This window comes from Kribbella ginsengisoli (assembly GCF_039537185.1).
Lineage (GTDB): Bacteria > Actinomycetota > Actinomycetes > Propionibacteriales > Kribbellaceae > Kribbella > Kribbella koreensis.
Window position 1 is genome coordinate 919,147 of record NZ_BAABAA010000002.1, and the last position, 12,700, is coordinate 931,846.

The 12,700-nt window shown below is 67.3% G+C and carries 17 protein-coding genes; 11 read left to right on the forward strand and 6 right to left on the reverse strand.

Going from position 1 to position 12,700, the window contains the following annotated elements; all coding sequences use genetic code 11:
- Positions 1–19: 19 nt before the first annotated feature.
- Complete coding sequence (locus ABD768_RS11785) at positions 20–583, forward strand: helix-turn-helix domain-containing protein (RefSeq protein WP_343976193.1); 564 nt, start codon at positions 20–22, stop codon at positions 581–583.
- Here the strand turns inward: ABD768_RS11785 and ABD768_RS11790 are convergent.
- Positions 500–913 carry a DMT family transporter gene (locus tag ABD768_RS11790; RefSeq protein ID WP_344840195.1) on the reverse strand — a complete coding sequence of 138 codons (414 nt, stop codon included), beginning with the start codon at positions 911–913 and terminating at the stop codon, positions 500–502. The two genes, ABD768_RS11785 and ABD768_RS11790, sit on opposite strands and share 84 nt — an antisense overlap.
- 23 nt (positions 914–936) lie before the next feature.
- On the reverse strand, positions 937–1,260 hold the full coding sequence (locus ABD768_RS11795) for a DMT family transporter (RefSeq protein ID WP_343976188.1): 324 nt from the start codon (positions 1,258–1,260) through the stop codon (positions 937–939).
- A 76-nt stretch (positions 1,261–1,336) separates the two neighbouring features.
- Between ABD768_RS11795 and ABD768_RS11800 the strand changes: the two genes are divergently transcribed.
- Positions 1,337–1,696, forward strand: coding sequence for a MerR family transcriptional regulator (locus tag ABD768_RS11800; protein WP_344840197.1), 360 nt, complete (start codon positions 1,337–1,339; stop codon positions 1,694–1,696).
- A gap of 43 nt (positions 1,697–1,739) precedes the next feature.
- Here the strand turns inward: ABD768_RS11800 and nadC are convergent, their stop codons facing one another.
- Positions 1,740–3,209 (reverse strand): carboxylating nicotinate-nucleotide diphosphorylase, encoded by a 1,470-nt coding sequence (gene nadC, locus ABD768_RS11805; RefSeq protein ID WP_344840199.1) that lies wholly within the window; start codon positions 3,207–3,209, stop codon positions 1,740–1,742.
- 80 nt (positions 3,210–3,289) lie between these two features.
- Here nadC and ABD768_RS11810 point away from each other — a divergent pair, with 80 nt between their 5' ends.
- Positions 3,290–3,622, forward strand: a complete 333-nt coding sequence (locus ABD768_RS11810; protein ID WP_344840202.1) for a winged helix-turn-helix transcriptional regulator — start codon at positions 3,290–3,292, stop codon at positions 3,620–3,622.
- A gap of 122 nt (positions 3,623–3,744) precedes the next feature.
- Positions 3,745–4,932, forward strand: a complete 1,188-nt coding sequence (locus tag ABD768_RS11815) for a TerC family protein (protein WP_343976175.1) — start codon at positions 3,745–3,747, stop codon at positions 4,930–4,932.
- A gap of 10 nt (positions 4,933–4,942) precedes the next feature.
- Here ABD768_RS11815 and ABD768_RS11820 read toward each other — a convergent pair whose 3' ends face one another.
- On the reverse strand, positions 4,943–5,422 hold the full coding sequence (locus ABD768_RS11820) for a CGNR zinc finger domain-containing protein (protein ID WP_344840205.1): 480 nt from the start codon (positions 5,420–5,422) through the stop codon (positions 4,943–4,945).
- 71 nt (positions 5,423–5,493) lie between these two features.
- On the opposite strand from ABD768_RS11820, the gene ABD768_RS11825 reads away from it, so the two are divergent.
- From ABD768_RS11825 to ABD768_RS11845, 5 genes are all read left to right on the forward strand, one after another.
- Positions 5,494–6,357, forward strand: a complete 864-nt coding sequence (locus ABD768_RS11825; RefSeq protein WP_344840207.1) for an alpha/beta fold hydrolase — start codon at positions 5,494–5,496, stop codon at positions 6,355–6,357.
- 140 nt (positions 6,358–6,497) lie between these two features.
- Entirely contained in the window at positions 6,498–6,842 is a 345-nt protein-coding gene (locus ABD768_RS11830) for a VOC family protein (RefSeq protein WP_344840209.1), read from the forward strand.
- A 42-nt stretch (positions 6,843–6,884) separates the two neighbouring features.
- Complete coding sequence (locus ABD768_RS11835; protein ID WP_344840212.1) at positions 6,885–8,093, forward strand: hypothetical protein; 1,209 nt, start codon at positions 6,885–6,887, stop codon at positions 8,091–8,093.
- The gene (locus ABD768_RS11840; protein ID WP_344840215.1) at positions 8,068–8,919 is read left to right on the forward strand and encodes a TrmH family RNA methyltransferase; all 852 of its coding nucleotides are present in this window, start codon (positions 8,068–8,070) and stop codon (positions 8,917–8,919) included. Before ABD768_RS11835 ends, ABD768_RS11840 begins: the two co-directional genes overlap by 26 nt.
- 10 nt (positions 8,920–8,929) lie before the next feature.
- Positions 8,930–9,331: a VOC family protein gene (locus tag ABD768_RS11845; protein ID WP_344840217.1), complete on the forward strand. Its 402-nt coding sequence runs from the start codon at positions 8,930–8,932 to the stop codon at positions 9,329–9,331.
- On the opposite strand, the gene ABD768_RS11850 is transcribed toward ABD768_RS11845, so the two are convergent.
- Complete coding sequence (locus ABD768_RS11850; protein ID WP_344840220.1) at positions 9,299–10,093, reverse strand: class I SAM-dependent methyltransferase; 795 nt, start codon at positions 10,091–10,093, stop codon at positions 9,299–9,301. The genes ABD768_RS11845 and ABD768_RS11850 overlap by 33 nt on opposite strands.
- Before the next feature lie 170 nt (positions 10,094–10,263).
- On the opposite strand from ABD768_RS11850, the gene ABD768_RS11855 reads away from it, so the two are divergent.
- Positions 10,264–10,560, forward strand: coding sequence for a putative quinol monooxygenase (locus ABD768_RS11855; RefSeq protein ID WP_343976152.1), 297 nt, complete (start codon positions 10,264–10,266; stop codon positions 10,558–10,560).
- Positions 10,557–11,351 carry an isocitrate lyase/PEP mutase family protein gene (locus tag ABD768_RS11860; RefSeq protein WP_343976149.1) on the forward strand — a complete coding sequence of 265 codons (795 nt, stop codon included), beginning with the start codon at positions 10,557–10,559 and terminating at the stop codon, positions 11,349–11,351. The genes ABD768_RS11855 and ABD768_RS11860 overlap by 4 nt, the downstream gene beginning before the upstream one ends.
- Here the strand turns inward: ABD768_RS11860 and ABD768_RS11865 are convergent.
- Complete coding sequence (locus tag ABD768_RS11865; protein WP_344840224.1) at positions 11,340–12,638, reverse strand: AlkA N-terminal domain-containing protein; 1,299 nt, start codon at positions 12,636–12,638, stop codon at positions 11,340–11,342. The genes ABD768_RS11860 and ABD768_RS11865 overlap by 12 nt on opposite strands.
- Positions 12,639–12,700: the final 62 nt, after the last annotated feature.

Sequence of the window (12,700 nt, forward strand, 5' to 3'; positions counted from 1 at the left end):
TGCCGCTATAGTGGCAAGTATGGATGATCCGCTGTCCGCCTCGCTGGCGGCGACGTTGCAGGCCGCGCGCGTCGGTCGCGAGCTGTCGGTCAACGCGCTCGCCGACCGGTCGGGGGTGTCCCGGGCGATGATCGGGAAGATCGAGCGCGGGGAGGCGCAGCCGACCGCAGTACTGCTGGGCAGGCTCTCCGGAGCACTCGGGCTGACGTTGTCCGAGCTGGTCGCGCGGGCGGAGGGCGGGGCCGATGAGCTGCTGCGGCGAGCGGCGGATCAGCCCACATGGACCGACCCGGCCACCGGGTACCGTCGCCGGGCGATCTCCCCCATCAGCGACAGCCCGCTCGAACTGGTCGAGGTCGAGCTGCCGCCGGGCGCCTCGGTTTCGTACCCGGCGGACGCGTACATCTTCAAGTACCAGCAGATCTGGGTCCTCGAGGGCAGCCTGCATTTCCAGGAAGGCGAGATCCTCCACCAACTGTCGACCGGCGACTGTCTTCAGCTAGGCGCCCCCGCGCCGTGCACCTTCATCAACCCCACGCCCAGCACCACCCGGTACCTCGTTGCCTTGGTCAAAAGTCGCTGAACCAGCCGCATCGGGAGATGGCGTGGACCGGTCCGACAGCTTGAGCCAGACGACCCCGCTGACGATCACGGCGAGCCAGAACGCCTTTGTCGGGGTGAGGGTCTCGTCGAAGAAGACGGGGCCGAGCAGCGCGGCGCCGACCGCGCCGATCCCGGCCCAGACCGCGTACCCGATCCCCATGTCGATCGTCCGCAGGGCGACGCTGAGCGCGAACAGCGTCAGCAGGAAGAACACCACCGCGACGAGCGACCAGGACAGCACGCTGAACCCGTGACTTCCGCCGACGGACAGGGCGTAGCCGACCTCGAACACGCCGGCGAGAAGCAGCACCAGCCATCCCCGTGCCCGCGCCGTCACAGCGTCGATCCGCTGAGTTGCAGTCCGGCGACGCCGACGATGATGACGGCGATACCGATCAGTTTTCGCCGGCCGAGCCGTTGCCCGAACAGGCTTGCGCCCAAGACGGCGATCCCGATCCCGGCGACAGAGGTCCAGACGGCGTACCCGACGCCGACGTCGAAGGTCAGCAGCGCGAGGCTGAGGAAGTACGTCGCAACGCCACCGCTGACCAGCGTCGCCACGGTCCATCCCCACCGGGTGAACCCTTGCGCCTTACTCGCCGCGATCGCGACGGTGATCTCGAAGACGACCGCGACGCCGAGATGAAGCCACTCCATGATCCGTCCTTCCGTGGTCCTGATGCGGCCCTCATCGTGAACCCTCACACCGGCGTCAACTGCAAGAATGGCCCCCATGCGCATCGGAGAACTGGCCGAAGCCAGCGGCGTCAGCCCACGCTCCTTGCGGTACTACGAGGAGCACGGCCTGATCCGGGCCGCCCGTACTCCCGCCGGCTGGCGCGACTTCGACGACGACACGGTCGAACGCGTGGTCCTCATCCAGCACCTCTTCGCCGCCGGCCTCTGCAGCACCACCATCAACGAGCTGCTCCCCTGCCTGGAATCCCCACCCGAGGAGCGCACCGGCGTCCTCGAGCAGCTCCTGGCCGACCAACTAGAACGCCTCGAATCCAAACGCCGAGACATCACCCGAGAGATAGAAACCCTCCAAGCCCTCCGCACCGAAACCAAGGTCCCCGCCCCACCAACCTGACGAAGCAGCCGCCCCAAGGCCGCCAGGCCGGCGACTCTCCTGGTCACTGCGGGTCGGCGGGCATCAAGACGTCAAGTCCGATATCGATCGCCGGCGCGGAATGGGTGATGGCGCCGAGGGCGATCGAGTCCACTCCGGTGAGCGCGACCTGGCGGGCATCGCTCAAGGTGAATCCGCCGCTGGCCTCGAGTCGCACGTCGCGCGGGCAGCTGCGTGCGCGTTCGACGGCGATCCGCATGTCGTTCACGGCGAAGTTGTCCAGCATGATCTGGTCAGCGCCGTGAGCGAGAGCCTCGTCGAACTGGTCCAATGAGTCCACCTCGATCTGTACCGGCACCGCACCACGGGGGTGAGCCTCGGCGACGCGGGCAAGCGCGTTGCGGATCCCTCCGGCGGCTGCGACGTGGTTGTCCTTGATGAGGATCTCGTCGAACAGGCCGTGCCGGTAGTTGGCGCCGCCGCCGCACCGTACGGCGTACTTCTCGAGTGCGCGGAGCAGCGGTGTGGTCTTGCGGGTGTCGCGCACCACGACCCCGGTACCTTCGAGCGCGTCGACCCAGGTCCGGGTAGCGGTCGCGATTCCGCTCAGGTGAGTGAGGAGGTTCAGCGCTGTTCGTTCGACCGCCAACACGGCTCGCGCCGGCGCACTCAGAGTCGCCAGGTGCTGACCGGGAGCGACGCGGTCTCCGTCCGTCACCAAAGGCGTGAACTTGGCCGACGGGCCGATTGCGTCTTCGCACAGCAAGGCCACAACGGGGAGTCCACAGGCCACACCGACGTTGCGTGAGGTGAAGCTGACCTCGAGGTCTACGTCGGCGGGGATCGTCGCCAGCGATGTGAGGTCTCCCGCCTCGGACAGATCTTCGGCCATTGCCGCCCGCAGCAGGCCGAGCACCTCGTCCGGATCGAGGTTCGCGAGCCGCAATGCGTCACGGGCACTGCCTGCATCGTCGAGCACGCGCACGCTGTCGAAGGTGGGCGCGTTCGGTTCGAGCGGGACCCCAGCGGCGTTCGCAGCGAAGGAGATCGCGTGGTACCAGCCGCAGAGCAGCGTGATGTCGAGCAGCTCCGCCTCGGTGAACTCAACCGAGAGCAGGTCCCACAGCGGCTCCGGGATCGTGGAGTTGTCGTGGAGTGCGTCAGCCGCACGAACCAGGAGGCGGTCCCGCGTCGAGGTCCAGCAAGGGTCACCGGGGCCTCCGTGCGTCAGGGATGTGACTTGCTCCGACGAGAAGCCGACCCGCTCCGCGAAGAAGGCGACGTGAACTCCCCACTCGTACTCGCAACCGCAGCGGGCGCACGTACGGTCGATCAGGATCTCGCGGTCGCGCATGCTGATGGAGAGCGCACGGCTCAACTCGTAGGCGCCCCAGCCGTGCATCGCCTTGGTCATCGACAGGTTCTTGGCAAACGTGCGGAAGAGCCCGATCGGGGGGACACCCGGCGGCATCATCGGGGCGAGCGCAGCTGCCACCTCCGGGTCGAACGGGGCTTCCAGCGGAGTGATTCGCACGGCCGGTTCCTCATTTCGTAAATCGAAATCCTTGCTCGGCACGCTAGCATTTCTAAATCCGAAAACCTCCAGGAGGATGTGTGACGCCGACCACTCCGGCCCCGGGTCATCCGGTTCGCGGTTCGTCGACCGGACGCCCGGTCATGGCGGCCATGGACCTTCTTGGCCGGAGGTGGGCGTTGCGGGTGCTGTGGGAGCTTTCCCATCAGCCGCTGCGGGCGCTCGAGCTCAAGGACAGGTGTGACGACATGTCGTCGAGCGTCCTGTACCAACGGCTACGCGAGCTGTCGGAAGCAGGACTCGTCATCCAGCACAGCGACGGCCGATTCGCCATCACATCACTGGGCGGAGACCTGCGCGCCGCCCTCGAACCCCTCGACGCATGGTCCCGCCGCTGGGCCGAACGCTCCTGACCCCCAGGCCCGCGCAGCCGGCGTGGGGGAAGCAGTCGGGGAATGTGGGTTGGTTGGGGACATTGGTTGGGTGGGCGTGATTGGGTGGGGGCGGCTGGGTCCCTCGTGATCGGATGTTGAGGATGGGCGTTTCTGCGGTGGTCTGGGTTCTGACCGTGCTGGCGATTGTCGGGCTGCTTGCCTTCGACTACTTCTTCCACGTGCGGAGCGCGCATGTGCCGACCCTGCGGGAAGCGGCCGTCTGGTCCAGCCTGTACGTCGGGATCGCGATCGCCTTCGGACTCGGCACACTCGTCATCGGCGGCACCGGCATGGGCTCGGAGTACTTCGCCGGCTACATCACCGAGAAGGCGCTGTCGGTCGACAACCTGTTCGTCTTCCTGATCATCATGACCAGCTTCCGCGTCCCCCGGGAGAACCAGCAGAAGGTGCTGCTGGTCGGCATCGTCATCTCGCTGATCGCCCGGGCCGGCTTCATCTTCCTCGGCTCGGCGCTGCTCAACACGTTCGCCTGGGTCTTCTACCTGTTCGGCCTGGCGCTCCTGATCACCGCCGGCAACATGCTCAAGCCCCAGACCGAGGAATCCCACTCAGCCCAGAACGTCATCGTCCGGCTGGCCCGCAGACTCTTCCCGACCACCGAGAACTACGACGAGGACAAGCTGATCACGCACCAGAACGGCCGCCGGGTGATGACCCCGATGCTGCTCGTGATGGTCGCCATCGGCGGTACCGACCTGATGTTCGCGCTGGACTCGATCCCGGCCATCTTCGGGCTGACCCAGAACGTGTACGTCGTCTTCACCGCGACCGCGTTCAGCCTGCTCGGCCTGCGGCAGCTGTACTTCCTGCTCGACGGCCTGCTGGACCGGCTGATCTACCTGTCCTTCGGGCTGGCCGCGATCCTCGCCTTCATCGGCGCGAAACTGATCCTGCACGCGCTGCACGAGAACAACCTGCCGTTCATCAACGGCGGCGAGCCGATCGAGGTGATGGAGATCAGCACCGGCCTGTCACTGGTGGTGATCCTGGTGGTGCTGGTGATCACGATCCTCGCGTCGCTGTTCAGCACCCGCGGCCGGACCCAGACGGCGATGGCCAACATCCGCCGCGACGCGCTCGCCTATCTCGACGCGGAGTACACCGACGACGCCAACGAGCGCGAGCGCCTGTTCGCCAGGCTGCAGGAGTCCAAGGAGCACATCATTGCCCTCGGCCCCAAAGCCAAGCAGATCGTCAAGAACGAGACCGAGCTGATGGAGCTCTGCGCCCGCGTCATCGAGACCCGCCAGACCAGCACCAAGTCCTAGCCACCACGGACTAGGTACTCCGAAGCCGGTCCTGATGCCGCCGCGCCTTCAACCGGTTCCCGCACGTTGACATCGAGCACCACCGCCGTGCGTTCGCCTTGCTCCGGTCGATGAGGAACAAGGTGCACTCGGCAACGTTCTCGCACGGCCGCAACCGGCCCTGAACCGTCGCCCACGCCAGCACCACCCGCGCCGCGAACCGCGCGCCCTCCAGCTTCCACTCCACACCGGCCTCCCCCACGACCGGCACCTGCCGCACCTCGGCGACGAACCGCTGCAGCCCAGCCGCCGGCTCCTGCCCCCGCACTACGCCCGCGATCGCATCACGCACCTCGCGCGCGGCGGCCGGCGTACCGGGGATGTCGTGCGCGCGGAGCCACTCGGCTGCCCCCGCGCCGCGCAGCTCATCGGTCGGTACGCCGTCCACGATCGGCGCCGAGTTGAGCAGCGCGAGCAAGGCTGCCTCATCAGGCATAACCGCATTAACCATGTTGACAGGTTACACCTCGACAGTGTTCGCTAGCCCCTGTAACCAGATAAAACTCGCAAAGGGGTTAAACGATGACCGTTCACCACCGCACCGTCGAGGTCGATGGACACGAGATCTTCTACCGGGAGGCAGGACCGGCCGACGCGCCCGTACTGCTGCTCCTGCACGGATTCCCGGCGAGTTCGCACATGTTCCGCGACCTGATCCCGTTGCTCGAAGACCGCTACCACCTGATCGCGCCCGACCACCTCGGCTTCGGATACTCGGCGATGCCATCAGCGGCCGAGTTCGAGTACAGCTTCGCCGAGCTGGCCGGCCTGACGACCGCCTTCACGGAGACGCTCGGCCTCACGCAGTACGCGCTGTACGTGCAGGACTACGGCGCGCCGATCGGGTGGCGGATGGCGCTGGAGCACCCGGAGCGGATCACGGCGATCATCACCCAGAACGGCAACGCCTACGAGGACGGGTACGTCGAGGAGATGTGGGCCGCCGTCGTCGCTTACGACGCGAACCCGACCCCGGAGACCGCCAAGGCGGCAGCCGAGATGCAGACCGAGGCGCTGGTGAAGTGGGCCTACCAACACGGCGTCAAGGACCAGACTCTGCTCAGCCCCGACGCCTGGCAGCACGACCTGTCGCTGCTCGCCCGCCCCGGCGCCGAGCAGGTGCAGCTGGACCTGGTCCGCACCTATCTGGACAACTTCAAGCTCTACCCGAAGTTCCAGGAGTACTTCCGCACCAGCCAGGTCCCGCTGCTGGCAGCTTGGGGAGCAGGCGACGAGATCTTCCCACCCGCCGGAGCTAAGGCCTTCCAGCGCGACCTCCCCGACGCCGAGATCCACCTCCTCGACGCCGGCCACTTCGCCCTCGAATCCAACGCCCCGGAGATCGCCGACCTGATCAAGGACTTCCTGGGCCGAAAACTCAGCTGAGAGCTGCGCCCGCCGGACTGCGCGAGCACCTGAGCATGACACCCACCGAAGCATGGCGAAGGAGCATTGTGGGCACTGGCAGGCCAGGGAGTGCGTCACTCGGACCTCGGGTGGCGGTCCGATGAGGTGAGGGTGACGTGATGTTCAAGGCTGTGCTCGCGGTGATTCCAGTGCATGAGCTCGGGCCGGCGGCTCAGTGGTACGAGTCGTTCTTCGGGCGGCCCGCGGACCAGCAGCCGATGGACACCCTGGCGGAATGGCACTTGAGCGAGTTCGGTGTGGTCCAGGTCTTCCAGGACCCCGATCGGGCAGGTCGTACGTCGGTCAACTTCGCCGTCGACGACCTGGACACGACGCTCTCCACGCTCGCCGGCTCGGGGATCACCGCAACCGACCCTCAGATCGTCTCCAGTGGTCGCCAGCGCCTCGCGACCACGACCGACGCGGACGGCAACACGCTGGGGTTGATCCAGGTCATCGCCTGACCTCGGCGCCCCCTACGGTTCAGGGAGCAGAATCGTAGGGGGATGCGAGTGCTCCGCAAGTTGCTGATCGTTGTCGCCGTGGTGGCGACTCTGCTGTCGTTGGTGGGAACCGCGCGGTTGGTCGGCCCCCGTGGGGAGCCCACCGACGGCGCGGTCAAGCAACTGCGGTTCCTGAGGCAAGCGATCGAGAACGGGGCCGATCAGGACGCTCAGGGGATCAAGCCCGAGGGCTACTTCTTCATGAATGTGCTCTACGGGCTGTCCTGGGTGCAGGTCGGTCTCGACTCGCCGGTACGCCGGGCCGAAGCGACAACCCAAGCGCAGTGGGCACTCAACCGGCTCTACACGGCCGACGGCACGAGACCCTTCGACCTCACCGGACTCAGCCCCCGGTACGGCGTATTCCACGCGGGCTGGACCAACTGGCTCCGCGGCGGCATCGTCGCGCTGCAGCCGCCCGAGTCGCGCGACCTCACGGCGTACACGAAAACCTCGACCGAGCTGGCGAAAGCCTTCGATGCGTCGCAAACCCCTTACCTGGATGCGTATCCGGGTCAGGCGTGGCCGGTCGACTCGACGGTGGCGATGGCCTCTATCGCTCTCTACGACCACCTGGTGACACCTCGTTTCCAACCGACCGTGGAGCGCTGGGTGGCCGGGGTGAAGACGCGGCTCGATCCGGCGACCGGGCTGATGCCGCACCAGGTGACGCCGGTGAGCACGGGGGCTCGGGGTACGTCGCAGACGCTGATCCATCGGTTCCTGCTGGAGATCGATCCGGGGTTCGCGCGGTCGCAGTACGAAGTGTTCCGGGAGAAGTTCGTCACTGGGCTCGGGCCGGCGATCCGGGAGTTCCCTGAGGGGACCGACGGGAGTGGGGATGTCGATTCCGGGCCGCTGGTGTTCGGGGTGAGCCTGTCGGCGACGACGGTCGGGCTCGGGGCGGCGAGGGTGCAGCACGATCGGCTGGCCGGCGTACTGGCTCGGGAGGGTGAGCTGCTGGGCGTACCGGTCACTGGGTTGCATACGAAGCGATATGCGCTCGGGCTGATGCCGATCGGGGACGCGTTCCTGGTCTGGTCGGCGACGGCGCGACCGTTTGCGGCTCAACCACAACCGCAGGTCGGCAACGGGTTCGGAGGATGGTGGATTCCGTGGCTGGTGCTGGTCTGGCTGCCGAGCCTCGTACTGTGGGGGTTCGTTCGGCTGACCAGACGGAGGACCGATGGCCGCGGCGCAGCGGATCAGTAGCCGGAATGCTCGCTTCCAGGTGTGGGAGGCGCTGCTCACCAACCGGAACAAGCGGCTCCGGGCCGGCGAGTTCCTGGTGCAGGGAGTCCGGCCGATCAGCCTGGCGATCGAGCACGGGTGGACCATTCGGGCGTTCCTGTACGACTCGGAACGCGGACTGTCTCGCTGGGCCGGCGATCTGCTGCAGGATCATCGCAGCGTCGAGCGGGTGAGCATGGCGCCGGAGCTGCTGGCCGAACTGGGTGAGAAGGGCGAGACGCCGCCCGAACTGATCGCGGTTGTCGAGATGCCTGCGGACGACCTCGATCGGATCAAGGTCGGGCCGGACTTCCTCGGCGTCGTGTTCGATCGGCCGACCGGGCCGGGCAACATCGGGTCGATCATCCGGTCCGCGGATGCTTTCGGTGCTGACGGCGTGATCGTCACCGGGCACGCTGCCGACGTGTACGACTCGAAGGCCGTCCGGGCGAGCACGGGGTCGCTGTTCGCAGTACCGGCCGTGCGGGTGCCGTCGCAGCGCGAGGTGATGGCGTGGATCGAGGAGCAGCGCGCGGCCGGTACGCCGGTTGTCGTGGTCGGCACGGACGAGCACGGCGAGGCCGACATCTTCGACTTCGATCTCACCCGGCCGACCCTGCTCCTGATCGGCAACGAGACCTCAGGCCTCAGCGCCGCCTGGAAGGAACTCGCTGACCACCTGGTCCGCATCCCGATGACCGGCTCGGCCAGCTCCTTGAACGCCGCCAACGCAGCAACCGCCGTCCTCTACGAAACCTCCCGTCAGCGTTCCCAATCCTTCAAGACCGGCGGCAGCGGCGACTCATAACTTGGTCGCCATGACTACTCGTCCCCAACCGATGATCGCCGTCACCGACGTCGAGAAGAGCAGCACCTGGTACTGCGTTGTGCTGGGCGCGACCAGTGGCCACGGCGGCCCGGAGTACGAGCAACTGCTGGTCGACGACGCGATGATCCTCCAACTCCACAAGCTGGAACTCGGCCACCACCACGGCACCATCGGCGATCCCGGCCAGCCTCTGGGCAACGGAGTCGCGCTCTGGTTCGAGGTCGACGACCTGCACGCAGCCGCCGACCGCGCCACCACCATCGATGCCACCGTCCAGACCACGATCCACCACAACCCCAACGCCGACCACCACGAACTCTGGCTCCGCGACCCCGACGGTTACCTGGTTGTGCTGGCTTCAAGCAGTGGCCAGGATCTCGCCGTGGAGTAGAGAGATGAAGGCTGCTGGGTCGGCCGCCCAAGCCTTCCAGGCTTCGGAGATCTCATCCAGAGTCTGCTGCGGTACGCCGGAAGCGAGCGCCTGCTTCGCCATCGCCGACTGGAGGATGCGGTCGGCCCACATGCCACCCCACCAGGCCCGGTCCTCGTCGGTGGTGAAGGTCCAGTTGCTGGCTGTCGCCTCGACCTTCTCGAAGCCGGCTGCGAGGGCCCAGGAGAGCAGGCGCCGGCCGGCGTCGGGTTCGCCGCCGTTGGCGCGGGCCAGGCGTTGGTACAAGGTCATCCACTCGGTGAGCTGCGGCAGCTCGGGAAACCAGGCGAAGGCTTGATAGTCGGAGTCGCGGGCCGCGACGATGCCGCCGGGTTTGCAGACGCGGCGCATCTCGCGGAGCGCCTGGACCGGGTCGGCGACATGCTGCAGGACCTGGTGGGCGTGGACGACGTCGAAGGAGTCGTCAGGCAGGTCGAGGCGGTGGACGTCGCCGACGACGAAGTCCACCGAGATGTCGAGCTCGGCGAAGGTCGCGCGGGTGATGTCGAGCGCGCTCTCGTTCGCCTCGAGGGCCGTCGTCCGGCCCGGCTGGACGAGCCTGGCGAGGTCGGCCGTGATGGTGCCGGGCCCAGCGCCGATATCGAGCAGGGACTGGCCGGGACGCAGCTGCGGCAGCAAGTAGCCGGCGGAGTTCTCGGCGGTGCGCCAGCTGTGCGAGCGCAGTACGGATTCGTGGTGGCCGTGCGTGTACACGTTGTTCATGACGGACTCCCTTGTCCTCGGTCGACCCGCTCAGGCTAGCGCTTCATCTTGCTCAATGAGACATATTGTCTTGAATATCGAGACGAAGATGATGACCGGATATGGCCAGACCGGGACCGGCCCGGCGGGTGATTCTTGAGTCCTGAGAACGCATCCATCAGGAGGAAGAAGTGCTGGCAAAGGTGTTTCCCATTCATCTGAAGAGCGGCAACCAGGCGAAGGCCGAGGAGCTTGTTCAGGCGTTCGCGCCGCAGGGGCCGGGGCAGGAAGAAGGGACGTTGTCGTTCCGGGTGTATCGCGACCCGGCGACACCCGACTACCTGCTGTTCGTGGAGCACTTCGCGGACCAGGCGGCGTACGACGCGCACACCGGCTCGTCGGCGTACAAGGAGCTGATCGCGGGGCAGTTCGCCGAGCTGATCGTGGAGTTCGTCGAGATCGATCACGAACTGCTGGTCAGCCTGTGAACGCCGAGCGGGCCCAGGCCCAGGCTCGGGCTTTTCGGGCACTGCATGCGGACGGGCCGCTGGTCCTGCCGAACGCGTGGGACCCGGGTTCGGCGCGGGCGATCGAGGCGGCCGGAGCGAAGGCTGTCGCGACGACGAGCGCGGGGGTTTCGTGGGCCGAGGGAGTCGCGGACGCGGGTGGTCTCACCCGCGCCGCGGCGCTTGCGGTACTGCGCCGCATCGCGGCCGTCATCTCGGTACCACTCACCGCCGATCTGGAATCCGGGTACGGCGAGACGCCGGCCGAGGTCGGCGAAACCGTCGCCGAGGTGATCGAGATCGGCGTCGTCGGCATCAACCTCGAGGACAGCGTCGCGCACGTGCTGGGCGATCCGTCCTTGCTGGCCTCGCGAATCGCCGCGGCACGCGAGGCAGCGGTTGCTGCAGGCATCGACCTGGTGATCAACGCGCGGACCGACACCCATCTGTTCGGCGATGGGACCGGGACGCTCGAAAGAGCACGCCTGTACGCCGAAGCCGGCGCCGATGTACTCTTCGTACCAGGCGTCGGGGACGCGGAAACGATCCGCGAGCTCGTCGCCGGGTCACCGCTTCCGCTGAACGTGATGACCGGCCCCGGCGGGCCGTCGATTGGCGAGCTGGCCGCGTTGGGGGTCGCTCGGATCAGTCTTGGGCCGGCTCTCAGTGCGGGCGCTTATGGGCTCGCGGCGGCGGCTGCGCAGGAGGTGCTTACCACCGGCACCTATGAGTTCTTGGGTGACCTGGGCAAGCACAACGCACTACTGCAGTAGATGAAGGTAAGCGAGAGCCCGCCACGGACGCCAGGCTTCTGAGTCCGTGGTGGGCTCGCCCGGGAAGGCATCGCGGGCGCCCAGGCGAAGGGCGATGTGGTGCGCGGCGGTCGCACTGATCCCGTCGATGCGGGTGAGGGCCGGGACCAGGGTTTCGAGCGGCTCGCCGCCGTCCAGCTTGATGTTGCCTACAGCAACTTCATTGGCCAGCGCCCGGAGGGTCTCGCCGACGCGCCCCGGCTGGTCGTACTGCCTCGCCACCGTCTCAGCCGAAGGAAACGCATGAGTGAGCCCGTACCCGAGCCCAGCCACCGGCGTACCAACCGCCTCCACCAACTGCGCGAGCGACTGACGGTGCCCGCTGGACAGCAGGTCTCGCACGACCGACGCGGCGGCGATCTCGAACGGCGCCCAGGCGCCAGGCACTCGAATGCCGGGGCGGGCTTTGATGAGGGGGCCGATGGTTGGGTCGCCGGTCAGTTGGGCGGTGGCCAGGACGGGTTCGGTTTCGAGGCCGACCAGGGTGCCGGCGCGTTCTACGACGTGGATTACGCCCTCCCAGTAAGGGAGATGGGCTCGCAGGATGAGGTGGTCCGGGCCGCCGGCGGCGAGTTCGAGGAGGCCGGGGTCGCCGTCGAGGGCGATCGTGCGGCGGTAGACGCCGTCGATGACGGACTCGACGCCGGGGATCGCGCGGGCTTCGAGGAAGGCGAGCATGGCCGGCCAGTCGTACGGCGGGGTGTACGGCATCCGGAGTACGAGCCCTCCGTCGGCCGTGAGCCGGTCGGTACGCCGACGCCGCTCGCGCAACTCGCGTGGGGTCGACCGGAAGATCTCCCGCATCGCCCGGTTGAACTGGCGCAGGCTGCCGAAGCCGGACGCGAAGGCGATATCGGCGATCGTCAGCTCCGAGTCGTCCAGCAGGCGCCGGGCGAAATGCGCGCGACGAGACCGGGCGAACTGATCCGGGGTGACGCCGAGATGATCGTTGAACATCCGCCGCAGATGACGCGCCGACAGCCCCAGCCGTGCGGCCAACGCGGCCTCATCCGCGTCGTCGAGCACCCCAGTGATGATCAACTGGACCGCTCGGCAGACGAGTTCCGGGGCTTCGTCGGCAACGGTGCCGGCGACACGGTACGGACGGCAACGCAGGCAGGCGCGATAACCGGCGGCCTCGGCGGCAGCGGGCAGCTCAAAGGTCTCGACGTTCTCCGCCAACGGCTTGGCGCCACAGCCGGGGCGACAGTAGATGCCGGTGGTACGGACTGCGGAGTACGTGGTCACTCAGCCATCGTGCTGATACTGGGCTGGTCCGTCCAGTCATATCCGGACAGATGCCGATCATC